Source organism: Streptomyces sp. MUSC 14 (assembly GCF_001866675.1).
Lineage (GTDB): Bacteria > Actinomycetota > Actinomycetes > Streptomycetales > Streptomycetaceae > Streptomyces.
Genome location: NZ_MLYN01000085.1, coordinates 1 through 24819, shown reverse-complemented (window position 1 = coordinate 24819; position 24819 = coordinate 1). Strand labels below are relative to the sequence as shown.

At 72.3% G+C, this 24819-nt stretch carries 25 protein-coding genes, 1 tRNA gene and 1 pseudogene; 13 read left to right on the top strand and 14 right to left on the bottom strand.

Annotated elements, in window-relative coordinates:
- The first annotated feature begins 71 nt into the window (after positions 1-71).
- Entirely contained in the window at positions 72-476 is a 405-nt protein-coding gene (locus BIV25_RS41720) for a globin (protein ID WP_071377795.1), read from the top strand.
- A 28-nt stretch (positions 477-504) separates the two neighbouring features.
- Here BIV25_RS41720 and BIV25_RS41715 read toward each other — a convergent pair whose 3' ends face one another.
- The 3 genes from BIV25_RS41715 to ettA are packed head-to-tail and all read right to left on the bottom strand — an operon-like array spanning position 505 to position 3278.
- Entirely contained in the window at positions 505-1182 is a 678-nt protein-coding gene (locus BIV25_RS41715; RefSeq protein WP_071377794.1) for a hypothetical protein, read from the bottom strand.
- Positions 1179-1607 carry a thioesterase family protein gene (locus BIV25_RS41710; protein ID WP_071377793.1) on the bottom strand — a complete coding sequence of 143 codons (429 nt, stop codon included), beginning with the start codon at positions 1605-1607 and terminating at the stop codon, positions 1179-1181. Before BIV25_RS41710 ends, BIV25_RS41715 begins: the two co-directional genes overlap by 4 nt.
- A gap of 6 nt (positions 1608-1613) precedes the next feature.
- Positions 1614-3278 (bottom strand): energy-dependent translational throttle protein EttA, encoded by a 1665-nt coding sequence (gene ettA / locus BIV25_RS41705; protein ID WP_071377792.1) that lies wholly within the window; start codon positions 3276-3278, stop codon positions 1614-1616.
- A gap of 125 nt (positions 3279-3403) precedes the next feature.
- Between ettA and BIV25_RS41700 the strand changes: the two genes are divergently transcribed.
- Entirely contained in the window at positions 3404-3907 is a 504-nt protein-coding gene (locus BIV25_RS41700) for an HAD domain-containing protein (protein WP_071377791.1), read from the top strand.
- A gap of 228 nt (positions 3908-4135) precedes the next feature.
- Here BIV25_RS41700 and BIV25_RS41695 read toward each other — a convergent pair whose 3' ends face one another.
- Entirely contained in the window at positions 4136-4426 is a 291-nt protein-coding gene (locus tag BIV25_RS41695; protein ID WP_071377790.1) for a ribosomal protein L7/L12, read from the bottom strand.
- A 140-nt stretch (positions 4427-4566) separates the two neighbouring features.
- Between BIV25_RS41695 and BIV25_RS41690 the strand changes: the two genes are divergently transcribed.
- On the top strand, positions 4567-6579 hold the full coding sequence (locus BIV25_RS41690; protein ID WP_071377789.1) for a multicopper oxidase family protein: 2013 nt from the start codon (positions 4567-4569) through the stop codon (positions 6577-6579).
- Here the strand turns inward: BIV25_RS41690 and BIV25_RS41685 are convergent.
- The 4 genes from BIV25_RS41685 to BIV25_RS41670 all read right to left on the bottom strand — a co-directional run bounded on the left by BIV25_RS41685 (position 6574) and on the right by BIV25_RS41670 (position 12875).
- Entirely contained in the window at positions 6574-7989 is a 1416-nt protein-coding gene (locus BIV25_RS41685; protein WP_371273135.1) for a Cys-Gln thioester bond-forming surface protein, read from the bottom strand. The two genes, BIV25_RS41690 and BIV25_RS41685, sit on opposite strands and share 6 nt — an antisense overlap.
- 261 nt (positions 7990-8250) lie before the next feature.
- Positions 8251-8742 (bottom strand): single-stranded DNA-binding protein, encoded by a 492-nt coding sequence (locus BIV25_RS41680; RefSeq protein WP_071377788.1) that lies wholly within the window; start codon positions 8740-8742, stop codon positions 8251-8253.
- Between the two features lie 278 nt (positions 8743-9020).
- Entirely contained in the window at positions 9021-11264 is a 2244-nt protein-coding gene (locus BIV25_RS41675; protein ID WP_071377787.1) for a YfjP family GTPase, read from the bottom strand.
- Positions 11265-11267: 3 nt separating this feature from the next.
- Positions 11268-12875 carry a dynamin family protein gene (locus BIV25_RS41670; RefSeq protein ID WP_071377786.1) on the bottom strand — a complete coding sequence of 536 codons (1608 nt, stop codon included), beginning with the start codon at positions 12873-12875 and terminating at the stop codon, positions 11268-11270.
- Positions 12876-13148: 273 nt separating this feature from the next.
- Here BIV25_RS41670 and BIV25_RS41665 point away from each other — a divergent pair.
- From BIV25_RS41665 to BIV25_RS41645, 5 genes are all read left to right on the top strand, one after another.
- Positions 13149-13221 (top strand) — tRNA-Arg (locus BIV25_RS41665).
- Positions 13222-13906: 685 nt separating this feature from the next.
- Positions 13907-14371, top strand: coding sequence for a hypothetical protein (locus tag BIV25_RS51790; protein ID WP_071377785.1), 465 nt, complete (start codon positions 13907-13909; stop codon positions 14369-14371).
- Positions 14372-14378: 7 nt separating this feature from the next.
- Positions 14379-14624 (top strand): hypothetical protein, encoded by a 246-nt coding sequence (locus BIV25_RS41655; protein WP_071377784.1) that lies wholly within the window; start codon positions 14379-14381, stop codon positions 14622-14624.
- Positions 14625-14831: 207 nt separating this feature from the next.
- Positions 14832-15791 (top strand): D-2-hydroxyacid dehydrogenase family protein, encoded by a 960-nt coding sequence (locus BIV25_RS41650; protein ID WP_071377783.1) that lies wholly within the window; start codon positions 14832-14834, stop codon positions 15789-15791.
- A gap of 123 nt (positions 15792-15914) precedes the next feature.
- Positions 15915-16202 (top strand): chaplin, encoded by a 288-nt coding sequence (locus BIV25_RS41645; protein ID WP_071377782.1) that lies wholly within the window; start codon positions 15915-15917, stop codon positions 16200-16202.
- Here BIV25_RS41645 and BIV25_RS54820 read toward each other — a convergent pair.
- The 6 genes from BIV25_RS54820 to BIV25_RS41615 all read right to left on the bottom strand — a co-directional run bounded on the left by BIV25_RS54820 (position 16196) and on the right by BIV25_RS41615 (position 19669).
- The gene (locus tag BIV25_RS54820) at positions 16196-16450 is read right to left on the bottom strand and encodes a hypothetical protein (RefSeq protein ID WP_177235615.1); all 255 of its coding nucleotides are present in this window, start codon (positions 16448-16450) and stop codon (positions 16196-16198) included. The genes BIV25_RS41645 and BIV25_RS54820 overlap by 7 nt on opposite strands.
- A gap of 108 nt (positions 16451-16558) precedes the next feature.
- Positions 16559-17122 (bottom strand): tyrosinase family oxidase copper chaperone, encoded by a 564-nt coding sequence (locus BIV25_RS41635; RefSeq protein WP_079177222.1) that lies wholly within the window; start codon positions 17120-17122, stop codon positions 16559-16561.
- 161 nt (positions 17123-17283) lie between these two features.
- Positions 17284-17802, bottom strand: a complete 519-nt coding sequence (locus BIV25_RS41630; RefSeq protein ID WP_071377780.1) for a hypothetical protein — start codon at positions 17800-17802, stop codon at positions 17284-17286.
- 361 nt (positions 17803-18163) lie between these two features.
- Positions 18164-18454, bottom strand: a complete 291-nt coding sequence (locus tag BIV25_RS41625; protein WP_071377779.1) for a hypothetical protein — start codon at positions 18452-18454, stop codon at positions 18164-18166.
- 120 nt (positions 18455-18574) lie between these two features.
- Positions 18575-19231 (bottom strand): hypothetical protein, encoded by a 657-nt coding sequence (locus BIV25_RS41620; protein WP_071377778.1) that lies wholly within the window; start codon positions 19229-19231, stop codon positions 18575-18577.
- A gap of 198 nt (positions 19232-19429) precedes the next feature.
- A complete protein-coding gene (locus BIV25_RS41615) occupies positions 19430-19669 on the bottom strand; it encodes a chaplin (RefSeq protein WP_071377812.1) in 240 nt (79 codons plus the stop codon).
- A gap of 216 nt (positions 19670-19885) precedes the next feature.
- Between BIV25_RS41615 and BIV25_RS41610 the strand changes: the two genes are divergently transcribed.
- The 5 genes and pseudogenes from BIV25_RS41610 to BIV25_RS41590 all read left to right on the top strand — a co-directional run.
- A complete protein-coding gene (locus BIV25_RS41610) occupies positions 19886-20158 on the top strand; it encodes a hypothetical protein (RefSeq protein ID WP_071377777.1) in 273 nt (90 codons plus the stop codon).
- A 55-nt stretch (positions 20159-20213) separates the two neighbouring features.
- Positions 20214-21422 (top strand): glycosyltransferase, encoded by a 1209-nt coding sequence (locus tag BIV25_RS41605; protein WP_071377776.1) that lies wholly within the window; start codon positions 20214-20216, stop codon positions 21420-21422.
- Complete coding sequence (locus tag BIV25_RS41600; RefSeq protein ID WP_071377775.1) at positions 21419-22843, top strand: sugar transferase; 1425 nt, start codon at positions 21419-21421, stop codon at positions 22841-22843. Before BIV25_RS41605 ends, BIV25_RS41600 begins: the two co-directional genes overlap by 4 nt.
- 3 nt (positions 22844-22846) lie before the next feature.
- Positions 22847-24247, top strand: a complete 1401-nt coding sequence (locus BIV25_RS41595) for an O-antigen ligase (protein WP_071377774.1) — start codon at positions 22847-22849, stop codon at positions 24245-24247.
- A 130-nt stretch (positions 24248-24377) separates the two neighbouring features.
- Positions 24378-24819 (top strand): annotated as a pseudogene (locus BIV25_RS41590) (hypothetical protein); the annotation flags it as partial.

Here is a 24819-nt window from a genome sequence, read left to right as displayed (position 1 = left end):
AGTAGGCGCGCGGCGCCCATGGAGGTCCTAAGCCTTGAGTCCTGGGTCACCGGGTCTGAGACGATGTACGGGTGAATGAGATTCGGCGCGGCACGCTTCAGGAGCAGACCTTCTACGAGCAGGTCGGCGGGGAGGAGACCTTCCGCCGGCTCGTCCACCGTTTCTACGAGGGGGTCGCCGAGGACCCGCAGCTCCGGGCAATGTACCCGGAGGAGGACCTGGGCCCCGCCGAGGAGCGCCTGACGCTGTTCCTGATGCAGTACTGGGGCGGCCCCACGACGTACAGCGCGAACCGCGGCCACCCCCGGCTGCGCATGCGCCACGCACCGTTCGTGGTGGACCGCGCGGCGCACGACGCGTGGCTGCGGCACATGCGGGTGGCCGTCGACGAGCTCGGACTGTCCGAGGAGCACGAGCGGACGCTGTGGAACTACCTGACGTACGCCGCCCAGTCGATGGTCAACACCCCGGACTGATCCCGCTGGTCGCTCGGCTCACCGGGGTTCAGCGGACGCTGACGCCGAGCGAGCCGAGCCCGGCCCTGCGGACGGCGACGGAGCCGTACGGCGTGCGCAGCCGCAGCCACGCCCCGGACGAGAACAGCCCGGTGTCGGCGGCCTCGGTACCCGGCCGCAGGAAGCCCAGGGAGTGGGCGGCGTGCACGGCCCGCACCGGGAGGCCGGCCGGGCCGATCTCCCGGGACCAGATGTCCCGTCCGATCCGGTCCAGCTCCGCGCGGGTACGCCCCTCGGGCCCCAACTCCTCGGTACGGGACCGGAATTCGCCGACCGCGGCGGCGACGGTCACCCGCAGCGCGTCCGGGGCGGGCAACCCCGGCTCGGGCCGCCAGCCGCCGCGCGGCGGCAGCACCCCGGCCCATGGCGGACCGGTGACCGCGGCCGGTACGGCGGCGGTGGCCGCGCGCTCGTCCACGGACTCCAGCAGCTCACCGGCGGAGACGGTCACGTCGAGGGTGACCTCCAGCCCGTCCTCGTACGGCTTCGCCAGCCGCACCGCGCGCACGGCCAGCACCTCGAAGGACGGGGGTCGGCCGAAGACGGCGAGCGCGGTGCCGGCCGCCTGGAGGCGCACCGCGGCTCCACGGTCGTAGTGGAGCAGCCGGGAGAGGAAGGCGGCGAGGTCCGCCGCCTCCGTCTCGTCGGCGAGGTGCAGCACGGTCATGCCGCGACGGCCTCCCCGCCGTCGCCCGTCTCATCCGTGTCATCCGTGTACTTCTTCAGGAACTCGCGCTCCTGCGGGGTGATCCGGCGCGGAGCCTGGTTCTCGAAGTCGAACGGGACGATCACGGTCGAGGCCTGGACGTAGACCGTGTCCGCGTCCTTCACCTCGTAGGCGACGGTGAAGGACGCGGCCCGGATGTGCGTGACCCACAGCTCGATGTCCACGGGCGTGGGCCGGTGGACGAGCTGGCGGCGGTAGTCGATCTCATGGCGTGCCACCACCGACCCGTCCTTCGACTCGGCGCCCCTGCGGGACATGAAGTCGATGCGGGCCTCCTCCAGATAGCGGAGGAAGACGGCGTTGTTGACATGGCCGTAGGCGTCCATGTCCGACCAGCGCAACGGGCAGCGGTAGATGTGCCGCAAGATCGATCAGCCCCGGGTCAGCTTCTTGTAGGTGGCGCGGTGCGGACGCGCGGCGTCCGGGCCGAGCCGCTCGACCTTGTTCTTCTCGTACGACTCGAAGTTGCCCTCGAACCAGAACCACTTCGACTCACCCTCGTACGCGAGGATGTGCGTGGCGACCCGGTCCAGGAACCAGCGGTCGTGGGAGACGACCACGGCGCAGCCGGGGAACTCCAGCAGCGCGTTCTCCAGGGAGGACAGGGTCTCCACGTCGAGGTCGTTGGTGGGCTCGTCGAGGAGCAGCAGGTTGCCGCCCTGCTTCAGGGTCAGCGCCAGGTTGAGCCGGTTGCGCTCACCGCCGGAGAGGACGCCGGTCGGCTTCTGCTGGTCCGGGCCCTTGAAGCCGAAGGCCGACACATACGCGCGGCTCGGCATCTCGACCTGGCCGACGTTGATGTAGTCGAGCCCGTCGGACACGACCTCCCACAACGTCTTCTTGGGGTCGAGGTTCTCGCGGCTCTGGTCGACGTACGAGATCTTGACGGTCTCGCCGACCTTGATGTCGCCGGAGTCCGGGGTCTCCAGACCCTGGATCATCTTGAACAGCGTGGTCTTGCCGGCGCCGTTCGGGCCGATGACCCCGACGATGCCGTTGCGCGGCAGCGTGAAGGACAGTCCGTCGACGAGGACCTTCTCCCCGAAGGCCTTGTTGAGCTTGTCGACCTCGACGACGATGTTGCCCAGTCGCGGGCCCGGCGGGATCTGGATCTCCTCGAAGTCCAGCTTCCGCATCTTGTCGGCCTCGGCGGCCATCTCCTCGTAGCGCGCGAGGCGGGCCTTGGACTTGGCCTGACGCCCCTTGGCGTTCGACCGCACCCAGTCCAGCTCTTCCTTGAGCCGCTTCTGCCGCTTGGCGTCCTTCTGGCCCTCGACCTTGAGGCGGGTGGCCTTGGTCTCCAGGTACTTGGAGTAGTTGCCCTCGTAGCCGTGCAGGCGGCCGCGGTCGACCTCGCAGATCCAGCCGGCGACGTTGTCGAGGAAGTACCGGTCGTGGGTGACGGCCACGACGGTGCCCTCGTACTTGGCGAGGTGCTGCTCCAGCCAGTTCACGGACTCGGCGTCGAGGTGGTTGGTGGGCTCGTCGAGGAGCAGCAGGTCGGGCTGCTCCAGCAGCAGCTTGCAGAGCGCGACGCGGCGCTTCTCACCACCGGAGAGGTTGGTGACGGGCCAGTCGCCCGGGGGGCACCCGAGGGCGTCCATGGCCTGTTCGAGCTGGGCGTCGAGGTCCCAGGCGCCCGCGTGGTCGAGCTCCTCCTGGAGCTTGCCCATCTCGTCCATGAGGGCGTCGGTGTACTCGACCGCCATCTGCTCGGCGATCTCGTTGAACCGGTCGAGCTTGCCCTTGATCTCGGCGACACCGTCCTGGACGTTCTCCAGGACCGTCTTCCCCTCGTCGAGCGGGGGCTCCTGGAGCAGGATGCCGACGCTGTAGCCCGGCGACAGGAAGGCGTCGCCGTTGGAGGGCTGCTCCAGCCCGGCCATGATCTTCAGCACGGTCGACTTACCGGCACCGTTCGGACCGACGACGCCGATCTTCGCCCCCGGCAGGAAGTTCAGGGTGACATCATCGAGGATCACCTTGTCGCCGTGCGCCTTGCGCGCCTTGCGCATGGTGTAAATGAACTCAGCCAAGAGAAACCGTCCGGCAGCTTGAAATCTGGCAGTGGGCAGATACACCCCATCTTGCCTGACTGCCAGCCCTGGGTGTTAACCCGTTTGGTCCGGGCCTTCTGACCTGGGGTTTCTGTGGTGACGATGTGGCAAGCACGGCGGAGCGCCCCGTCCGCTTCCTCGACGTCGACGGTCCGCTCATCCCGTTCGGGGCGTCGTACGACTCCTCGACGTCGGTGCCATCGGTCGCTCAGCGGAACCCGCTGCTCGACCGGCTCGATCCCGGGATCGGACCGCGCCTCCTCGCCCTGGGCTGCCGTCTCGTGTGGGCCACGACATGGATGGAGGACGCGAACGAGGCCGTCGCCCCACGCCTGGGGCTGCCGAAGCTGCCTGTGGTGGAGTGGCCGGACACCGGCGCCGACGAGGGGCCCCGCGGCCTGCACTGGAAGACCCGCCCGTTGGTCGAGTGGGCGGACGGTCAACCGTTCATCTGGGTCGACGACGAGATCAGCGCCATGGATCGCTTGTGGGTCGCTGCGCAACACCCTGGGGCGTCGCTGCTTCATCGTGTCGACCCGGCCAAAGGGCTCGTGGACGCCGACTTCTCCGCGCTCGCCGGTTGGCTCGCGGCTGAGGGCGCCGGCTGACGGCTGACCGCCCGGTTGCCATGGCGCAGAGGCCAGGGAAGACGGAAGGGGGGTTCCAGGGCCGGTGGCACGGCGGTTCTGATGGCACTCGCCGGGTGTAACAACCACCCCAACCCCGCGTCGACACCTCCCGTTCTACGTCGGCACTCTGGCCCGAGAGGGTCGGAAGACGGTTTCCAAGTACGCAGTACCCGGCGGGCTGAGGAGCCCCGCTCGATCCACGCGACGCTAGAGGCCGGCCATGCGGTCCACCGCGTCCTTGGCTTCCTTCAGGTCGGCGCCGGTCATCTCGCGGTACGCCTTGATGGCCGCGACCTGCTTGCCCTCGCGCAGCAGCGCCTGGACCCGCTCTTGCTGCGCGCGCTCCTCGTCCGACTCCTCCACCCCCAACCGGCCGGCGACCAGGGCGAGTCGGCGCTCGATGCGTACCAGTCGCTTGTCCATGCCGGAGAGACGGCTCTGGACGCTCGCGATTCCGGCGAAGAGGCCCAGTCCGAGGAGGATTTCCACTATGTGCATGACAGATGATCCTAGATCGTTCCGGGAAACGGAGAACGGCGGGGCGACACATGGAATATCAGACCATTACGCCATGTATGCACTGCATAGCATTGCGTGAGTAATGGGTCGGCGTCTTCGAACCGTAGAAGGCGGGAGAAATGATCGGACGAAGAGACCTGCTCCTGGCCGGGTCCGTGGGCGGGGCGGCCGCGCTCTTCGCGGCGCCCGACGGGGCGGTGGCGCTGCCGGACGAGAGCGCGGGGGTCCGGAGGGTCGCGGGCGGCGGCAGAGCCCCGGCTCCCGCCCTGGATCCCACCGCCATCCCGAAATACGTCACGGAACTGGTGATCCCGCCGGCCATACCGCAGGCCCGCCGCCCGGAAGGGCACGGCATCGGCACGATGGACACGTACGTCATCGGCGTCCGGCAGTTCGCCCAGCAGGTCCTGCCGCCCCCTCTGCCGCCCACCACCGTATGGGGATACGGCTCGCTCGACGACGAAAGGACGTTCCACTACCCGTCGTTCACCATCGAAGCCACGGCCGACCGGCCTGTCCGCGTCACGTGGGTGAACGATCTCGTCGACGGTGCGGGCCGTTTCCGTCCGCACCTGCTGGCGGTCGATCCCACCCTGCACTGGGCGAACCCGCCGGGCGGCAGGACCGGGCGTGATTCCCGGCCGGTGTTCACCTCGACGCCGGGGGTCTACACCGGCCCCGTACCGATCGTCACTCATCTGCACGGCGGGCATTCCAGCGCGGCGAGCGACGGCTACACCGAGGCGTGGTATTTGCCTCGCGCGAAGGACATTCCGTCCGGATTCGCCACTGCGGGCTCGTTCTACGACGAGTTCCGCGCGGCGTCCGCCCATGAGCACGGTGTGGAATGGAAGCCGGGCACCGCGACCTTCCAGTACGCCAACGACCAACGGGCGACGACTCTCTGGTTCCACGATCACGCCCTGGGGATGACCCGCCTCAACGTCTACTCCGGACTCACCGGGTTCTATCTGCTGCGCGACGGCGAGGGCGACCTGCCCGAGGGGGTCCTGCCCGGACCGGCTCCCGCGGTCGGTGATCCACCGGGTACCCGCTACCACGAGATCCCCCTCGCCATCCAGGACCGTTCGTTCCGCTCGGACGGCTCGCTGTTCTACCCCGCGAGCCGGGAGTTCTTCGACGGGTTCGCGGGGCCGTACCTCCCCGCCACTGACGTGTCCCCCGTCTGGAACCCCGAGTTCTTCGCCGACACCATGGTGGTCAACGGCCGTACCTGGCCGAGGCTCACCGTCGAACCTCGTCGTTACCGGCTGCGCCTCCTCAACGGCTGCAACGCCCGGTTCCTGATCCTGAAGATCGCGGACAGTCCGGCCGCCCGGCCGGCGCGCTCGGCCCTGCCGTTCTGGCAGATCGGCGGCGACGGAGGGTTCCTGCCCGCACCGGTACGGCTGGAGCGGCTGCTGTTGGCCAACGCGGAGCGGGCCGACGTCGTCGTGGACTTCACCGGGATCCCGGAAGGCACTGAGCTGTACCTCGTCAACGAGGGCGCGGACCAGCCCTTCGGCCGAGGCGAGCCGGGAGCGGACTTCCCCGTGGCGGATCCGGCCACGACCGGGCAGGTGATGAAGTTCGTGGTCGGCCCGCCGGAGAGCAGGGACCGGAGCGTCCCGCCGGACCGGCTCAGGCTGCCCGGGCGCAGGCCGCTCGGGCGGGCGGGCGTCACCCGTCGGCTGTCCCTCAGCGAAGTGACCTCCGCCAACCCGCAGGTGCCGCCGGACTCGCCGGTCCATACCCTGCTCGGCACGCTCGACTCCGCCGGCCGTCCGGCACTGCTCGGCTGGGCCGACCCGGTCACGGAGAACCCGAGGCTGAACGCGACCGAGATCTGGGAGCTGCACAACTTCACCGAGGACGCCCACCCGATCCACATCCACCAGGTGGCGTTCGAGGTGGTGGACCGGCAGCCCTTCGACGGATCATCGGTGCCGCCGGAGAGCTGGGAGCGCGGCCCCAAGGACACCGTGATCGCGTATCCGGGAGAGGTCACCCGGGTGAAGGCCCGGTTCGACCTTCCTGGTCGCTTCGTCTGGCACTGCCACCTCGCCGAGCACGAGGACAACGAGATGATGCGGCCGTTCCACGTCGGAGGCGCGGGGCGCCGGTGGTCATGAGCCGTCGGTCTGTTCCCGCTTGCGCAGGACGACCAGGACCGCGCCCCCGATGACGACCAGGCCGATGGCCGCCCCGGCGATCAGCGGAGTGATCGCCGAACCGCCCGTCGCGGCCAGGTTGGTGTCAGGGGCCGTGGTGCCGCCCACCGTGGCCGGGCGGGGGTCGTTGTGGGCCTTGGCCTGCTGGGTCGTGATCGCGCCCTGGGTCTTGCAGTCGAGGACGCCGGTGAAGCGGTGGCTGAAGCCGTTCGGGCCGGTGATCGTGAAGTCGTAGGCCTGGTCCTCCTGGAGCGGGACCGACACCGTGCGGGTGGTGCCCGCGGGGATGGTGTGCCCGGCGCCCATCAGCTCGAAGGTGAAGGGCTTGTCGCCGCTGTTGGACGCGATGATGTCCACGGCGCCCTTGGCGCAGTTCTTGTGCGCCGACACTGCCGGTATGGCACCCTCGGCCGCCCATGTGGCACTCGCGGTCGCCGAGACCGTGGACTCGCTGGAGCCGGCCAGGATCTGGGTCTGGCTACGGCTGTCGGAGGCGAAGGCGCGGCCCACCGGCACGGTCGTCGACGCCTGCACGGTCAGCTGGGCGGTGCCGTCCGCAGCGGACTTGGGGACGTCGAAGTACAGCCGGGTGCCGTTCTTCGCGGTGGTGATCGCCTTGCCGGTCTTGTCGGTGATCCGCACCCCGCTGATGGCCGCGTCGGCCGGCGGGCTGACCGCGACACCGGCCGCGTTGGTGTGCACGGTCACCGGGCCCAGCGGAGCACCGGGAGCACCGGGCCGGCCGGAGACGGCGGGCGGGTCCAGGGTGAGCGAGGCCTGCGGCTCGGCGAGGCCGCGGGCGCTCCTCTCCAGGTAGTCGGCGAGCTTCTCGGCCTGCGGGTCGGCGGCGTCGACCTTCGCGCCGTCGGAGTACCGCCAGATGGCCACCTGGGTGCCGGCAGCCGCGTCCTGCTCGGTGAGGTTGCCCGCTCCCGCCTTGCGAGCGAGCGTGACCAGGTCGTTGACCTGGGGATAGGAGTGCTGGAGGATCCAGCGGACCTTGCCCGCGTCCTTGTTGGTGCCCAGCGAGGTGCTGCTCCAGGACGTCTCCTGGTACGGGGCGTCGCGCTGGGTCGGGGCGCGCAGGTCGACGCAGTACGTCTGCAGGGTGCCGCCGCCGTCGACGGACATCTCGAACAGGCCCGCCTGCACCTTCTGGTCGCCGCCGGCGTCGTGCACCACGGCCTCGCCGTACGTCTTGAGGCCGTTGATCGTGGCCGTCGCGCCGCCCTGTGCCTGAGGTGTCCCCTCGGCCACGGCCGTACCGGCACCGGACAGCACACCGGCCGCCACGATGCCGGACACCGTCGCGGCGGCGGCCAGGCGCTCCGCGAGGGCGGACGGGCGGAACCCAGAGAACGCAGCAAGCACAGAATTCCCCTTCGAGCAGGACCCGTTGGACGTGGGGGAGGGTCCCACCAGCAGAATCGGCGCCCCGGGGGGCATGCCCGGCATCCTATGGATCACGTGGACCCTCTCCTGCCGGTCGGATGTTCCGATGGTCGATCCGATCCGTAATCGTTATCGCCGGGACCGTCCACGAGCTGGGCATATCGACAAATCCACCGGTTCGTACGGGGTGTTGGGCGACCGGACGGCACTGGCCCGCGCGACCCGTCCCGGCCACTGATGTCATGTCACCATGGCTGGTTCCTGGGCCTGTTGAGACACGTCCTGCCCGGTAGCGGCCGCAGCGTCGGTGTCGGCCGGACGCGGTGTCTCCCAGTTCGGCTCCGGCCTCGTGACCGCCGGCTGTGCCTCGGGCTTGGCCGCGCGCACGAAGGCCGCCGTACCGCGCGCGAGGTCGTGCCCGATCGTCATGGCGTCGATGTCGGCCGAGGCCCACTGCTGCTGCCCGTCGCGCACCTCCGTGCGCACCTTCAGCCGGCCCTGGACGACGACGGGCTGGCCCACCTCCACCGACGCGACCACGTTGACCGCGAGCTGGCGATTGGCCCACACCGTGAAGAAGTTGGTGTGCCCGTCCGTCCAGACGCTCTTCTCCCGGTCCCAGTAGCGGGAGGTCACCGCCAGCCGGAACCGGACCGACGGACCCGACGCCGGCTCCCGGTACACCGGCTGGGTCGCCACGTTGCCCACCACGCAGACCACGGTCTCGTTCATGTCCTCGCTCCCCTCCCCCGACCGGCCTCCTGCGGCCGGCGGGCAGCACGCGTACGGGCCCGTCCCGTACGGCTGTGTCACGGCGACCGCGCTGCGAACCGCGATCGCCGAGACCCCAGACTGCCGCCGCCGGGCCGGGCCCGCTGAGCGCTGTGGACGACCTCCCCGCCTGTGGAAAAATCCGCCCCCCACACGAGTGACCCCACCCGCCGTACCCCGTCCCACCGGCCCGGTCCTCGGCACCCCTGTCAGCCCCCCTGCACCCAACGCCCCCTAGCTCACCCTCTGGCCCGCGCCACCCGCCCGTACTGCTCCCGGACCTCCCGGTACCGCAACAGCTCGGCCGCCACCGGATCGAGCACCCGGCCCCGCCCGCAGCTCGCGGCCGTCTCCCGCAACCGTCGTTCCGCGTCCTGGCCGTAGCGTCGTGCCGGGCCTCTCGCGGCCATCCGGCAGCCCCACTCCACCAGTGGCCCGCCGACGATCCCGCACACCATCAGCAGCACCGGAACTCCCAGGTTGGGTGCCATGACGCCGGCGATCTGGCCCACCAGCCACAGGCCGCCCACGACCTGCAACAGCGTCATCGCCGCCTGCACCAGCACCGCCGCCGGCCACCATCCCGGCCGCGGCGGCCGCCCCGGCGGCAGACCGGCCCGCTCGGCGAGTTCGTCCAGCGCCTCGGACAGCCCCTCGGACCCGCGTACGGCCGCCTCGCGCACCGCCAGCGCCCAGGGGGCCGGCAGCCCCGCCGAGGCCTGGTCGGACACCGTACGGACCGCCTGTTCCACGCGCTGGCGGGCGGTCGCCTCCTCGTCGGGCTGGGCCCGCACGAGGTGGCGGCCGGTGGTGGACTCGCCGCGGTGCTGATACCAGCGCCACAGCCGCAGCCAGGGCGTGCCGCAGGCCCGGTTGGCGTTGCGCAGCCAGGCACGCTCGGCGGCCTCGCCCGCCGCGGTGGCGCCCACCGCGTCCGCGAGCCGCGCGGCGAAGTCCTCGCGCGCATCCTCGCTGAGGCCCGTCCGCTGCCCGGCGGCGTAGACGGGCCGCAGCGCGGACGCGGTGGCGTCGACGTCGGCCGCGACCCGGCGGGCCGCCGCACCGCGCTCGGCCACGAACTGGCCGAGCGAGTCGCGCAGTTCACCGACGCCGTCGCCGGTCAGCGCGGACAGGGCGAGCACGGTGGCGCCGGGTTCGCCGTGCTCGCCGAGCGCGATGCCGTCCTCGTCGAGCAGCCGCCGCAGATCGTCCAGGACCTGGTCGGCGGCGTCCCCGGGCAGCCGGTCGACCTGGTTGAGGACGACGAACATGACCTCCGCGTGGCCGGCCATGGGCCGCAGATAGCGCTCGTGCAGCACGGCGTCGGCGTACTTCTCCGGGTCGACGACCCAGATCACCGCGTCGACCAGCTTCAGGATCCGGTCGACCTGTTTACGGTGCTCCAGGGCGGCGGAGTCGTGGTCGGGCAGGTCGACCAGGACCAGCCCGCGCAACTGCGCCTCGCCCTCCGGGGTGTGCAGCGGGCGGCGGCGCAGCCGGCCCGGGATGCCCAGCCGGTCGATGAGGCCGGCGGCGCCGTCGCTCCAGCTGCACGCGATGGGCGCGGCCGTGGTCGGACGCCGTACCCCGGTCTCCGAGATGGCCACTCCGGCGAGCGCGTTGAACAGCTGCGACTTGCCGCTGCCGGTCGCGCCCGCGATGGCGACGACCGTGTGCCGGCCGGACAGTTTGCGGCGGGCGGCCGCCTCCTCCAGGACCCGGCCCGCCTCGGCGAGGGTGCTGCTGTCCAGCCGGGTCCGGGAGAGCCCGACCAGCTCGCGCAGCGCGTCCAGGCGGGAACGCAGCGAGCCGTCGTAGGCCAGCGGGGCGGGGATCTGGCCGCCCGAGCCACGGCCGCCGCCGTCCAGCACGGAGGCGCGTTCGGCGGCGAAGGCGGCGGCGGTGGCCTCGGTGAGCCGCCGGGCGATCAGCCCGTCACCCCACGGCTCCCCCGGCTCGGCTGTTTTCACCGACTCGGCCGGCCGTACCGCCTCGGGACCGGCACCTGCGGCGGGGGCGCGGGGCGAAGGCGCGGCAGGGACGGTGGGGGCAGTGGGTGCGGCGGGGACACGGGGGTGCGGCGGCGGGAGCCGGCGCCGGAACGGCGGGGCACCGGCCGGGCCGCCCCTCCCCCGCGCCTCGCCCCGTTCGTCCTCGCCCTCGTCCTCCTCGTAGGCAACGTTATCGACGCGATCGACGTGACCGGCGTCCTCATATGTCTCGGCATATGTCTCGGCGAAGTCCGCCACGCGCGTGTACGGCTCACGCACGGTGGTCTCGACCGCCGTGTCCGTACCTCCGGCACCCTTGATGCCGCCGGCATCGTCGACGCCGATACGGCCGTCCGCGGCCCTCTCGATCGGCTCCACGCGCGCGTTGCCGTCGTGCTCCATACGCCCCGTGCGCCCTGTGCGCTCCGTGCGCCCCGTGCGTCCCATGGGTTCGGTGTGATCCGTGTGGTCCTGGTCAGTGACAGCGGTCACCGGTCACCTCTCCTTCAGCAGTGCGGACAGCGCGGCGATGAGTTCGGCCTGGGGTTCGGGATGGACGTCGAGAGCGTCGAGCGGGGCGAGGCGCCGTTCGCGTTCGCGCTGCATGACGCGGTCCACGCGCTCGCTCAGCAGCCGTCCGGCCCGGTCGCGAAGCCGCAGCGCGCCATGGGCGCCGAGCCGCTCGGCGAGCCCTTCGCCCGCGGTGCGCGCCCGGCGTCCGCCCAGCAGCGCCGTGGCGACCAGGGCGGCGACGGCCTCCGGATCGGGGGCGGCGCTGCGCTCCAGGTCGCGCGACTCCTCCTCCGCGTACTCCTCCAGCTCGCGCCGCCAGCGCCGTACGGCGATTCCGATCCGGTGCTCGGTGCTCTCCACGGTGGAGTCGCCGGCGGCGAGGGCGGGGTCGTCGCCGGCGGGCTCGCGCCGCCAGGCCTCGTCGACGCGCTCGTCGGCGGCCGTGACGGAGCACAGCAGCAGCGCCGCCAGGCTCTCCACGAGCGCGTCGAGGAGTTCCCCGGCGGCGCAGTCCAGCGGGAAGGCCCGCCAGCGCTTCAGGGCGTCCCCGGCGAGTACGGCGCCGGACTGCAGCCGAGCGCGTACGCGCGCGTGCTCGCTGTCGTAGGCGGCCTCCACGGCGGAGGTGAGCCGGAGCGCGGCGGCGTACTGGGCGGCGGCCTCAGCGGCGAGTTCGGGCATGCGGGACTTGAGCGAGTCCAGCAGGCCGCAGGCGGTACGGGTCATGACCTGCTCGCGGGCGGCCGGGTCCTGGACGTGATGGACCAGCCAGCTCTTCAGCTGCGCGACGGCGGTGGCGGGCAGCAGGCCCGCGCCCCAGGCCGACTCGGGCAGTTCCGGCACGGTGAAGCGGGGTACGTCGCCGAGCCCGGCCTTGGCGAGCAGGGCGCCGTACTGCCGCGAGACCTCGGAGACGACCTGGTGGGGCACCCGGTCCAGTACGGTCACGAGGGTGGCGTCGTACTCCTTGGCGGTCCGCAGCAGGTGCCAGGGGACGGCGTCCGCGTAGCGGGCGGCCGTGGTGACCATGATCCAGATGTCGGCGGCGCACATCAGCTCGGCGGCGAGGACACAGTTGTCGGCGACCAGCGAGTCGATGTCGGGGGCGTCGAGAAGGGCGATCCCGGGCGGGAGCGTGTCGGTGGTCTCGACACGCAGCACGCGCGCGGGGTCCTCGCCGGGGAGCAGGAGATCCTCCGCGGCCTCCTGCCGGGGCTCCCACACGCGCGCGAGGTCGGGCAGCACACGCATGCGACTGAACCAGTGCTGGTCCTCCGGATGGCAGACGAGGACCGGCGTCCGGGTCGTCGGCCGCAGTACGCCCGCCTCGCTGACCCGGCGGCCGACGAGGGAGTTGACGAGCGTCGACTTGCCGGCACCGGTGGACCCGCCGACGACCGCCAGCAGCGGCGCCTCGGGTTCTCGCAGGCGGGGAAGGAGATAGTCGTCGAGCTGGGCGAGGAGTTCGTCGCGGTTGGCACGCGCGCGTGGGGCCCCGGCCAGGGGCAGCGGATAGCGTGCGGCGGCGACACGGTCGCGCAGCGCGGAGAGTGTGTCGAGCAGCTGAGGCCGAACGTCCAAGGTCACCACATGCGAAGAATGCCCAATTTTAGGGGAATTCTGAAGCATATAGACATGTCTGCGCGCCGACGGGACAGAACCGACAGAAGGGACGACTGGGACGCGGGCACAGTCCAGGCATAACGAGTGCACAACACCCGGTGCGTCGGACGCCAAAAGCGATGCACGATTCGTACCTGCCTGCGATTATCAGGACCGCTTCACCGAACCTCCACATCGAGCCACGGAGGCGAAGCGACAGGGTCGAGGAACAGGGAGCTTTATCCTTGGTCCCGCCACCAGGCCCCCGTAGCTCAGTGGATAGAGCAGGCGCCTTCTAAGCGCTTGGCCGCAGGTTCGAGTCCTGCCGGGGGCGCCCGTGCACAGCCCTCCCTCGGGAGGGCTTTTTGCTGGTCAGAGTGGGTGACGCAGAGGCGAGACAGCCCAGGATGCCCTCTTGGCGATCAAGGTCCGGGTCCAGGACTGTCCGGCTGTCACCGGGTTTTCGCGGGTGGCCGGGGCGGATGCGTGTCGAGGTCCCCGACCAGAGGAAGATCAGCCAACACCCGGCATCTCCGGCTCTGCCTCTGCCTCCGGAGGTCGCCAGGAGCACGGCAACGCTGCTCCCGGCCCACTCGTCCACCCGAGCGGTCGGGATGCTCGTCGAGCCACCCGGTGTGACGCGGGAGCAGATCACCCGGCTGGAGCTGTTGTGCGTGATGCGCCTCTGGACGTCCTCGACCTGCCGAGCGAGGACTGCCCCGTCATCTCCCCCCACGAGATCACCGAGGTGACCGGACCGGCCAGGACGACGGCGCCGGCCCTGGAGAAGAGCGACGCCACTGATACGAGCGCGGCTTACCGGACCTGCTGCCACACGGAGGGGCCCCGCCGACACGACGCACGCAGCACAGATCCAGACCTTCCCGAACGTTTCTGCAGGTCAGCCTACTTATCCCATGATCACTCACGGCAGTGAATCAGCCGGATTCCTGCAACTCGCCGAGCGGCGAGGCGGTTGCCCCAGGTGCTCATCAGGAAATCACCAGAAAGGGACCGCCTTGGCCACGCCCTACCTCGCACGCCTCACCACCGCTCTCGCCGCAGCAGGAGCCCTCGTGCTCACTGCCTCGACCGGTGCACACGCCACAGCGATCGGGACAACTCCCGTGCACACCTTTGAGTACAGCGTGGGCGGCGTGACGATGAAGGTCCCGACGGGCTGCATGTTCACCCACGTCATCCGGGGAAGCGGAAGGAAGATCACGTACCAGAACGCCGGCGTCGACTGCGCCTTCGTCGGGGCGCTCAGCAGCGGCTTCTGCAACTGGCGCATCGACTTCACGTACGCCGACACCGACAACCGGACCTACCGCACCTCGCGCGGCAGGACACACAACGAGTGCAAGGCCGACCCGATGCGGAACAACTCTCCCCAACGGCTGCCTCGTTATGGCAAGGCATGCGCCCACCTCCTCGTCAACGGAGTGCGGCGCGTAAGCCAGTGCCACAACATCACGAGGTGAGTAGTTCATGATCACGCAGCAACAGGGACAGGACGCGGACCGGGTACGGGACAGGCAGCGGCGTCGGGCCAGGATCACCACGTTCCTTGCGGGCCTCGTCGCCACGCTCGTCTTCTTCGCTTTCTTCCCCGGGCTGCCGCACGTCATCGACTGGGGTGCCATCCTCACCTCCCTCGCCGTGGGCGGACTTGCCCAATGGGGCTGCCAGTCCTGGATGAACAGGACGGCGAAGGGGAAGACGGAAGGTCTGTGACGAGTGCGGTGGAGCCATCAGGTCCCACCGCGCTCGGGCGGCTCGGGGCCATATCCCGACTTGAGATCACCCATCGGGACAGCGCCCGCCAGAACGGAGTGCCCGGAGCCGCCCCAGAGCCCCGGCGCTCCGCCATACCCTCCGCCGCCCCCTGCCGTCGGAGAACCGGTCGGGGATTACAGTCGCGGCGGGGAAAGGAGAGTCGACATGCGACTTCGCTGTGCGGTGCTGGACGACTTCCAGGGGGTGGCCGCGTCGATGGCCGACTGGTCGGTGGTCGAGGACGAGGTCGAGGTCGTCGCGCTGCGCGAGCACCTCGCCGACGAGGACGAGGCCGCCGTCGCCCTCGCCGGGTACGACATCGTCGTCACCTTGCGCGAACGCGTCCCGTTTCCCGGGTCGTTGCTCGCCCGGCTGCCCCGGCTGCGACTGATCGTCGCCTCCGGGATGCGCAACAGCGTCATCGACTACGCCGCCGCCGAGCGGCACGGCGTCACCGTGTGCGGCACGCAGAGTTCGGGCATCCCGCCGGCCGAGCTGACCTGGGCGCTGCTGCTCGGCCTCGCCCGCGGGATCGTCGAGGAGAACACCGCGCTGCGCACGGGCGGCCCCTGGCAGTCCACCGTCGGCGCCGATCTGCACGGCGCCCGGCTCGGGGTGCTCGGCCTCGGCAGGATCGGCGGCCGGGTGGCCCGGGTCGGGCTCGCCTTCGGCATGCGCGTGAGCGCGTGGAGTCCGCGCCTGACCAAGGAGCGCGCCGCGGAGCACGAGGTTGAACTGGCCGCGTCCAAGGAGGAGTTGATCGCCGGGAGCGACTTCCTGACCGTCCAGGTGCCCGGCGGTGACAGCACCCGCGGCCTCATCGGCGCCGCCGAACTGGCCCTGATGAAGCCGACCGCCTACCTGATCAACACCGCGCGGGCGTCGGTCGTCGACCAGGACGCGCTGCTGGCCGCGCTGCACGAGGGACGGATCGCGGGCGCGGGTGTCGACGTCTTCGACGTCGAGCCGCTGCCCGCGGACCATGCGATGCGCACGGCGCCCCGGCTGCTCGCCACGCCCCACCTCGGCTATGTCTCGCGGGCCAACTACACGACGTACTACGGGCAGGCCGTGGAGAACATCCAGGCGTATCTGGCCGGTTCCCCGGTACGCCGGCTGCCCTGAGGCCGATAAAAGGGTGATCTCCGGACGATCGCCGTGACCACCCTCGCGCGGCGCCGTTGAACGGGAAGCGCGGCAGCTGGTCTGCCATCGCACTCTTTCCGAGCAACACATAAGGAGAACGTGATGTCTCGCATCGCGAAGGCAGCCGTCGTCGCTCTCGGCACCGGTGCCGTGGTGGTCGGCGGGGCCGGCCTGGCCCTCGCCGACGCGGGAGCCGACGGCGCGGCCGTCGGCTCCCCGGGTGTCGCGTCCGGCAACGCGGTCCAGGTCCCGGTCCACGTCCCGGCCAACGTGTGCGGGAACACGGTCAACGTGATCGCCCTGGTGAACCCGGCCTTCGGCAACACCTGTGTCAACGCGGGCGAGCTGCAGAAGCCGGGCGACCCCGGCGACAGCGGCTACGGTCACTGATCGCGCCGGCGGGCACGGCCGTCCGGTCCGTGGACACCGAAGAGCCCCGGCACGCACTCCGAGCGCCGGGGCTCTTCCGCTGCCCGCGGGCGGGCTCGGGCGAACGGTCCGGTCGTCAGCTGCTGGTCGGAGCGCCGCCCGTCGCCGCCGGGCAGGTCCTTCGTCCAGGGCACCGAGACCGTCGTACGGTGCCGGGTCCGGTCCCGGTACGGCACCGTCACCGTCCGGTGTCGCCGTCGAGGGTGCATGGGTCGATGCGCAGGCGCCCGAACTCGTCCTACTCGCCGTGCCGTTCGAGCTCCAGCAGCGCGTTCACGAACCGGCGCCGCTCGTCCGCGCCGAGCGTGGCGACGTCCTTACGCGGGTACGCCGCGCCGTTCCCCTGCGTCCCCGATGTACCCCGCGTCCCCCGTCTCTCCGATGTCTCCCATGTCCCCGGTGTCCGCCATGCCTCCCATGGGCGCGTGTCCGGATCCCATCGGGCCCGGCGCCACGTCCTCGCGCAGCCGCTGGCCGGGGCCCATCTCGTCCACGGCCGCCCGGGTCGCCTCCAGCGGCGTGCGGTACGACGTGTAGTGGTCGACCATGCTCAGCCAGCTGCCGTCCGCCCGCCGCATCAGATGCAGCGGGCGCCCGTCGATGACGATCCGCCACTCGTCCTCGTCCGTCCCGCTCGCCGCGGCCGGCACCAGCACGCCCTGGATACGGCGGCCCCGGTACACCTCGTCGAAGGAGGTGCCGTCGAAGGCCCGCACCGGGGACGTGGGCCGGGAGGCGGCGACGACCGGGGCCAGCGCCAGCGCGGCGGCGGAGGCCAGCAGCCCCCGCGCCACCTCTCTGCGTGACGTTCCCGCCGGCCCGGCCTGCGCTTTCGGCCGCTGTCCCGCGCCCACCGCCACTCCGCCCACATCGACGACCATCGCTCGCTCCTCGGGGATTCGGCTGTCCGTGTACGGACATCCGTGACCGGATGTCCGTACCGGCTAACCGGCCAGGGACACGGAGGGTCACCGCACTGCGGCCATCAGGTGGGGAGGAACAGAGCCGGACGGCGCACAGCCGGGGGCTGGAGAGGACGGCCTCACAGGCCCGGCCCGGTGGCCAGCTCTCCGTCCGCGACCGTCTGGAGGACCGGGGCGATGACGCCGAGGGCGGGCTCCTGGAGGGACGGGAGGCCGTGGTTGGCGACGCTGGGCCGGGTCAGCGGGGCGTCCAGGGCCACGCCGGGGGTCACGGTGCGCAGGGGGTTGGCAGGCAGGGCCATGCCGACGTGGTCGTCGCCGAGGGCGCCGGGGATCGGGGTGCTCAGATGGGCGCCGGGCAGGGCGCCGGTGAACGGCACCTCGGGCAGGGTGCGCTCGGGCATCAGGTGGCCGGGGACGAAGCGCGGGCCCTCGGGCGGGGTCGGCATCAGCAGCGGCGCCGGCACCTCCAGGCCCGCCTGTGGCACCTCCGTGCCGAGGACCCTGGAGGCTGCCTCCAGCGGCACGGAGACCGGGATGGGGACCGAGCCGACGGCGGCTGCGGGGGTGGCGGCACCCACGGCGGCCGCGACGCCCGTGAGGACGGCGGCAAGGGTTCCTCGGGTGGTCGACTTCATCTCAGGTACGGTCCCTTCCAGGATGCGGGAGTTCGACGTCCGTACCGCGTAACGAGCCGGAAAACCGCTTCTGTTCACAATTCGCCCGGGTGCCGTAATTGCCCTAATAGTCGGCTCGTCCACTCTTCAGCTGGTCCAGAAGTCCCACCAGCGGGTCGGGACCGGCATGCCGATCACCCCGATGTGCGACCGGCCGCGGCATCCGTACGACGGCCAGATCGCCGCCGGGCGGCCGCTCACCCGTCCGGACCAGCGCTCCCCGCCGCTCCCCGCCGCTCCACACGATCGGGGGAAAACCGTGAAAAGGGCCGGGGGCCGGTGCCGCGGGTGCGGTACCGGCCCCCGTCGCGCGGGAGGGATGTCAGCTCTGCAGAGGCAGGCCGCCGAGCAGCGGGGCGTGCTGGTTCACCGTGCCGGTGGCGCCCTTGACCGTGTGGAGCGGGGAGCCCTTGTGCTCGGTGTCGAGCGCGTCCGACTGATGCTGGAGCGGCATCGTGTCGTCGAGGGTGATCGGGCTCTTGGTGAGCTGGCTGACGGCACCGGTGACGCTGGTGGGCGTCACGTCGGCGGCGTTGTAGGCGAACGCGGGCGCGGCGACGCCCGCGAGGGCCACGGAACCGGCAACGACAGCGGCAGCCTTCAGGGACTTCATCCTGTTCCTTTCTTCGGCAACTCACGTCACCCCAGGGAGTTCTGGCGCCGTGCCTAACGAGACCCGGCCGGACCGGAAACCCTGCGCAGAGAAGACATATGAGATCCCCGAGCGACGGTGTCAGCCGGCCTCGGGCACGCTCGCCGCCGGTCCGGCGGCCGGGGCCACGGCGCCCAGGACACCGCCGAGGAGCCCGGTCACCACCTTGACCAGGTCGGTCACCGTGCTGGTGGCGGCCGGCAGCAGCGTGGCCGGGACGCCGAGGACGCTCTGCAGCACCTTTTCGACGTCGCCCAGGAGGGAGTTCAGCGCGTCGCCGGTCACGTCGCGGGCCGCGGCCGGTGCGGCGGTGCGGCCGTGCTTCGCGGGAGCCGGGGCGGCCGGCGTCGCGGGGACGGCCGTCGCCGCGGTGGACGCGGCCGCATCGGACTGCGCGGCCGACGCGGTGCCGGCCTCGTGGGACGCCTGGATCCTCATGGCCTCGGCGATGGCCTTCTTGGCGGCCTCGGCGAGCTTCCGGGCCTCCGCGGGCTCCAGCTTGCCCTTGGTCAGCGACTCCTTGAGCAGGTCGATGACCGGCTGGAGGACGGAGCCGGTGTTGTCCAGGGTTCTGATCTGGGTGAGCAGTTTCTCCGCGCCCGGTACGGGGGATCCGGAGACGCCGTGGGCGCTCGTGCCGCCCGGGTCGGCGGCGACGGCTGCCGGGCCGGCGACACCGACCAGAACGGCGGCGCAGAGGACAGTGGACGCAAGGCGCCGCGCGTGCAGACCACGCATGGGGGTTCCTTTCGGTGGACCGGGGGTCCGGTGATCAATAGGACGTGAGCCCACCGTCCGCGCACCTGTCGCGCGCTGCAACCGCTCGGACGCCGTTGGTGATCCTTTGTGATCCGTCCGGGGGAGCACAAAAACCGGCCGTCCGCCTCGCGACGACTGCGCGGGGCGGACGGCCGGCCGAAGGGATGCGCCCCGACGTCAGCCGTTGACGCAGGTGTTGCCCCAGGCCGGGTTCAGCAGCCCGATCACGTTGACGGTGTTGCCGCAGACGTTGACCGGCACATGGACCGGGACCTGGGCGAGGTTGCCCGACAACACGCCCGACGAGTCCTTGGCGGCGCCGATCGCAGCGGAGTCGGCGGAGGCCGCACCGGCGGCACCGGCGACGGCCGCGACAGCGGCGGAGGTCAGGACCAGGCCCTTCGCGATACGCGACATGGAGAGGTGCTCCTTGGGGATCGATACGAACACCCGGGCGGACACCCGGCCTTGTTTCAACGCGTCCCGGCGCCCGGAGTTGTGCCGCCGATGGGGTGATGTAACCGAAGACTCCCCTTCACACTTCCGACACACATGTCCGGTTTCTCCAGATTAATACGTATAGCGGCTAGAGTTGCCGATCTCTCCAGCACATGCGAAAGGGCACCGCCGCTCATGCGCAAGTTCCTGGGTACGCCGCCGCTGTGCACGGCGACAGGCGCCCGGCTCACGCTCCCGCCCGGGCCCCGGCGTACGCCGGTCGCACTCGGCGGTCCCGTCAATCCGCCGGACGACGCGATGAACCCCACGGCCAGGGCACCGGGCGCCGTGTGCGATCCCGGACCGGCCGCATGCGGTGGCGGTGACCCTCCGGGTCGCCGCTTCGTTTCCCGGCCGGACGCGGCGTGGGTCGACGCACTCCTCGCCGCCGTGGACGCACAGGTGTGAGGCGCGTTCCCGACCGCCGTCCCGAGCGCCCCCCTGTGAACGAGGAAATCCACCCATGCACCAGTCAGCACCCGCCCCCCGGCCCCGGGTCCTGCACCTCGCGCAACCCGTCGACGGCGGCGTCGCGCGGGTCGTCCTGGACCTGGCGCGCGCCCAGCTCACGGCGGGCCTGCACGTCATGGCGGCCTGCCCGGAGGGCGAACTGGCCACCGGACTGCGCGAGTTGGGCGCAGACGTACACCGCTGGCAGGCCGGTCGCGCCCCGGGCCCGGGCCTGCCGGACGAGGCGCGGCGCCTCGCCCGGCTGATCGGCGCGGCACAACCCGACCTCGTGCACGCGCACAGCGCGAAGGCGGGCCTGGCCGGCCGACTGGCCGTGCGCGGCCGGATCCCGACCGTGTTCCAGCCGCACGCCTGGTCGTTCGAGGCGGTCGGCGGCACCACCGCCGCACTCGCGCTGCGCTGGGAGCGGTGGGGGGCGCGCTGGGCCGACCGCGTGGTCTGCGTCAGCGAGGCGGAGCGCGCGACCGGGCTGCGCGCCGGTGTCCGCGCCGCGTACACGGTCGTCCCGAACGGCATCGACACCGAGCGCTTCGCCCCGGGGCCCCGCGCCGCGCCCCTCCCCGCGCTCTTTCCGGAAGGACCGGAAGGACCGGAAGGAGCTGCGGCACCCGACCCCGCCGCGCCCGTCGTGGTCTGCGTCGGCCGGCTCTGCCGGCAGAAGGGCCAGGACGTCCTGCTCCTGGCCTGGGAGCAGGTGCTCGGCACGGTGCCGGGGGCGCGGCTCGTGCTGGTCGGCGACGGTCCCGGACGCGAGACGCTGGGGCACCGTGCCCATCCCTCCGTCCACTTCACCGGTTCCGTCGCCGACGTGGTGCCCTGGTACCGCGCCGCCGACCTGGTCGTACTCCCCTCCCGCTGGGAGGGCATGGCGCTCGCCCCGCTGGAGGCGCTGGGCTGTGGCCGGCCGGTGGTGGTCACCGACGTCGACGGCGCCCGCGAGAGCCTGCCGCCCGCTCTCGCCGCGCGCTGTCTGGTCCCGCCGGAGGACCCCGTGGCACTGGCCGGGGCGATCGCCGCGCTGCTGTCCGACCCACCGCTGCGCGCCGCGCTGGGCAGCCAGGGGCGCCGGCACGTCCTGTCCACGCACGACGTGCGGCACACCGCCGAGCGGATCTCGGACGTCTACCGCGAACTCCTCGACGCGCGCACGGAACGACGTCCGCGCGTGCCCTCCGAGTGCAGGGAGTCCATCCACCCGTGACCGCGGAAAGAACCGTCCCCTCCTCCGGGGCGCACCCCTGGGATCCCGGGCTCCCGGCCGTCTCCGTCCTGCCCGCCCGCGCGGCCGGCGGCTTCCGGTTCCCGCCGCGGCGCCCGCCCGCCCGGCCCGCCTCGCCGCTCCCCCTGCTCGCCGCCGACCTGCTCGCGGCGCTGGCCGGCACGGTCGCGCTGGACGAGGGCGCGCGCCGGCCGCTGCTGGTCGCCGCGCTGGTCTCGGCCGCGCTGCTGCTGCGTCCGCACGCCGCCCGGCTCATGCCCGGCGTCCTCGACGAACTGCCCGCGGTGTGCGGACGGGTCGCGGTGGCCTGGCTGGGCCTCGCCGCGCTGCTCGCCGCCTACGCCCCCGAGCGCGCGCTGAGCGCCCGCACACTGCTGCTCTGCTGGGCGCTGCACGCGGTGGCGGCCTGTGCGGGCCGGGGTGCGGTGCACTGGCAGCGCCGCGTGGCACTGCTGCGCCGCCCGCGCACCGCCCTGGTGATCGGGCCCGCCACGACCGCGCAGCGGGTGGCCGCCGCGCTGCTGCGGCACCCGCGCTGCGGGGTGCGGCCGGTGGGCGTCGTCGCCGACCGGCCCGACGGCGGCCACGGCGGGCTGCCGGTGCTGAGCAGCGGCCCGGAGGTGGAGCGGGCGCTGGTCCAGAACGGGGTGCGGACCGTGCTCACCGTCGACCCCGCCGTACGCGCCGGGCAGGGGCCGCTGCTGCGGGCGCTCGCCGAGTCGGGGTGCACGGTGTGGGAGCTGGACGCGGACTCACCGTCGTACGAGATGCGCGACCAGCTCGCCGGGTTCGCGCTGCGGCGGCTGGAGCTCGGCTCGCGGCGGCGCGGCAGTGCCGGCAAGCGGCTGCTGGACGTGGTGGTCGCCGGGACGATGCTGGTGCTGGCCGCCCCGGTGCTGCTGGCGTGCGCGCTCGTGCTCCGGGTCACCGACGGGCCCGGCGTGGTCTTCCGGCAGGAACGCATCGGCAGGGACGGCCGCCCCTTCACGCTGCTGAAGTTCCGCACCCACCGCCCGGCCGACGAGCACGAGGCGGCCACCAGGTGGAGCGTGGCCGGTGAGCACCGGATGAGCCCCTTCTGCCGGTTCCTGCGGCAGACCTCGCTGGACGAGCTGCTCCAGCTGTGGAACGTGCTGCGGGGTGACATGAGCCTCGTCGGCCCGCGCCCCGAACGGCCGTACTTCGTCACGCAGTTCAGCCAGACCTACCCGGGCTACGCGGCCCGCCACCGGATGCGTACCGGCATCACCGGGCTCGCCCAGATCCACGGGCTGCGCGGCGACACCTCCATCGAGGACCGGGCCCGCTTCGACAACGCCTACATCGACAACTGGTCGCTGTGGCGGGACGTCTGCGTCCTGCTGCGCACCGCGGCCGCGCTCGTGCGCTCGACGGGGAGCTGACCGATGGCCCTCGCTCCGCCGCTCACCCGCGCCGTGCGCTGGGCTCCGGTGCTGCCCGTGACGGCCGTGGTCGCGCTGCTCGCACTGCCGGCCGACCCCGGCGCCGAGGGCGGCGCGGGCCCCGCCGACGCGCTGTCCGCGCTGGTGGTCGCCCACTGCGCCGTACGACTGCTGCGCGACCGGGCCCGCCCGCTGTCCCGCCGGGCCGCCGTCCTGCTCGGGCTGCCCGTGTTCGGCGTCTCGCTCGCCGCGCTGCACGCGGTCACGCCGGGCACCGGGATCGCCGGACTCGGCCGCTACCTCCAGGTCTTCGTGCTGGTCCCGGCGGCCGTGGTCCTGCTCCTGCGGGACCGCCGGGACCTGCGCCTGGTGTCCTGGTCGTTCGTGGCCCTCGCGCTGTTCCAGGGCGCGCTCGGCGTGCACCAGTACGTCACCGGCACCGGCGCCTCCTACCAGGGCCAGGACATCCGCGCGGTCGGCACGTTCGGGCCGTCGGACGTGATGGGCATGGCGACGGTGGTGTGCTTCGGGCTGGTCTGCGCGACGGGCCTGGCGCTGGGCCGGGGCCCGGCGCGCGTCCGCGCCACGGCCACGGCATGCGCCCTGGCCCTGCTGCTCCCCCTGGCCCTGTCGTTCAGCCGGGGCGCCTGGATCGCCACGGCCGTCACGCTCACCGCACAGCTGGTGCTGGCCGGGGTGCGCCGGGCGCTGCGCACGGGGGCGGCGGCCGTGGCCGTGTGCGTGGTGCTCGTGGGCGGGTTCGGCGTGGGTACGGCGATGCTCCAGGAGCGGGTCGACAGCATCACCCAGGTCGCCGACGCGCCCGACCAGTCGGTGACGGACCGGTACACGATGTGGGCGGCGGCCGTCGACATGTGGCGCGCGCACCCGCTGACCGGCGTCGGACTGAAGGGCTTCCCCGAGTACCGCGACGGACACGCCTCCCTCGCGCTGTCCTCCGGCAGCGACACGGAGGGCGCGGGCGCGGCGTTCCGGCGTCGGCCCCTGCTGTCCCCGCACAACATGTACCTGCTGGTCCTCGCCGAGCAGGGCCTGACCGGCCTGCTCTGTCTCGCGGGCGGCTGGCTGGCCCTGCTGGTGTGCGCGCTGCGCGGCCTCTCGCGCAGCCGGGCGCCCGGCGGCCACGGTCTGGACTGCGCCCTGACCGCGTGCGGCCTGCTCGTCTGGCAACTCGTCGACTTCGCCTACGCCGACATCGGCGGCCCCTCGACCGTCCTGACGGCGTTGTCCTTCGGCCTGGCCGCCTGGTGGGCCCTGGTCGGGGCGGACACCACGAACACCGCGGACACCTCGGACGGCACGAACGGCACCTGCGCCACGCCGGGCACCACCGGCGTACCCGCGAAGCGGGGATCGGCGCCGGGAAAGGCGGCTCTGCGATGACACCGACCTCACGAACTCCCTGCGGGCCGCGCTGCCAGAGGCGGGGCGGGGTCGTCGGGCGCGGGGCGCCGGTCGGCGAGTGGCGCCGGACGCGAGTCCAGGACCGGCGACGAGGGTGGAGGTGGATCGGATGACGGGCCCGAGGACCGAGGACGTGCCGGGTCCGGGCACGGGTACCGATCCGGACAGCGACAGCGCCCCGGAGACCTGCGCGACGCCCGTACCGGTACGGGTCCCGGCACCGGATGCGGCCTCCGACGCGGGTTCCGTACCGGTGCCGGCTCCGGCCCCTGGCGCAGGAGCCGTACCCGTGCTGGATCCGGCCCCCGGCGCGGGACCGGTGCCCGTGCCCGTGCCCGTACCCGTGGCGGATCCGGCCACCGGCACGCTCGCCCTGCCGGTGGCCCGCTCGGGCGGCGCCGCCGCTCCGCGCACACTCACGCCTGCCGCTTCCGGCTCGCCCGACACGTCCGCCTCGGCCGACTCGCCCAACCTGGCCGACACGCCCCACTCGGACGACGCGTCCCTCTCGGCCGACACCTCCGACTCGGCCGACACTGCCACCCCGGCAC

What these genes read in the sequence shown, in the direction of transcription:
- BIV25_RS41615 (WP_071377812.1), bottom strand. Translation starts at nt 19,669, where the DNA reads ATGTCGCGTATCGCGAAGGGCCTGGTCCTGACCTCCGCCGCTGTCGCG.
- BIV25_RS54820 (WP_177235615.1), bottom strand. Translation starts at nt 16,450, where the DNA reads ATGCACCCTCGACGGCGACACCGGACGGTGACGGTGCCGTACCGGGAC.
- BIV25_RS41595 (WP_071377774.1), top strand. Translation starts at nt 22,847, where the DNA reads ATGGCCCTCGCTCCGCCGCTCACCCGCGCCGTGCGCTGGGCTCCGGTG.
- BIV25_RS41610 (WP_071377777.1), top strand. Translation starts at nt 19,886, where the DNA reads ATGCGCAAGTTCCTGGGTACGCCGCCGCTGTGCACGGCGACAGGCGCC.
- BIV25_RS41625 (WP_071377779.1), bottom strand. Translation starts at nt 18,454, where the DNA reads ATGAAGTCCCTGAAGGCTGCCGCTGTCGTTGCCGGTTCCGTGGCCCTC.
- BIV25_RS41620 (WP_071377778.1), bottom strand. Translation starts at nt 19,231, where the DNA reads ATGCGTGGTCTGCACGCGCGGCGCCTTGCGTCCACTGTCCTCTGCGCC.
- BIV25_RS41630 (WP_071377780.1), bottom strand. Translation starts at nt 17,802, where the DNA reads ATGAAGTCGACCACCCGAGGAACCCTTGCCGCCGTCCTCACGGGCGTC.
- BIV25_RS41605 (WP_071377776.1), top strand. Translation starts at nt 20,214, where the DNA reads ATGCACCAGTCAGCACCCGCCCCCCGGCCCCGGGTCCTGCACCTCGCG.
- BIV25_RS41690 (WP_071377789.1), top strand. Translation starts at nt 4,567, where the DNA reads ATGATCGGACGAAGAGACCTGCTCCTGGCCGGGTCCGTGGGCGGGGCG.
- BIV25_RS41715 (WP_071377794.1), bottom strand. Translation starts at nt 1,182, where the DNA reads ATGACCGTGCTGCACCTCGCCGACGAGACGGAGGCGGCGGACCTCGCC.
- BIV25_RS41680 (WP_071377788.1), bottom strand. Translation starts at nt 8,742, where the DNA reads ATGAACGAGACCGTGGTCTGCGTGGTGGGCAACGTGGCGACCCAGCCG.
- BIV25_RS41635 (WP_079177222.1), bottom strand. Translation starts at nt 17,122, where the DNA reads ATGGTCGTCGATGTGGGCGGAGTGGCGGTGGGCGCGGGACAGCGGCCG.
- BIV25_RS41645 (WP_071377782.1), top strand. Translation starts at nt 15,915, where the DNA reads ATGTCTCGCATCGCGAAGGCAGCCGTCGTCGCTCTCGGCACCGGTGCC.
- BIV25_RS41650 (WP_071377783.1), top strand. Translation starts at nt 14,832, where the DNA reads ATGCGACTTCGCTGTGCGGTGCTGGACGACTTCCAGGGGGTGGCCGCG.
- BIV25_RS41655 (WP_071377784.1), top strand. Translation starts at nt 14,379, where the DNA reads ATGATCACGCAGCAACAGGGACAGGACGCGGACCGGGTACGGGACAGG.
- BIV25_RS41695 (WP_071377790.1), bottom strand. Translation starts at nt 4,426, where the DNA reads ATGCACATAGTGGAAATCCTCCTCGGACTGGGCCTCTTCGCCGGAATC.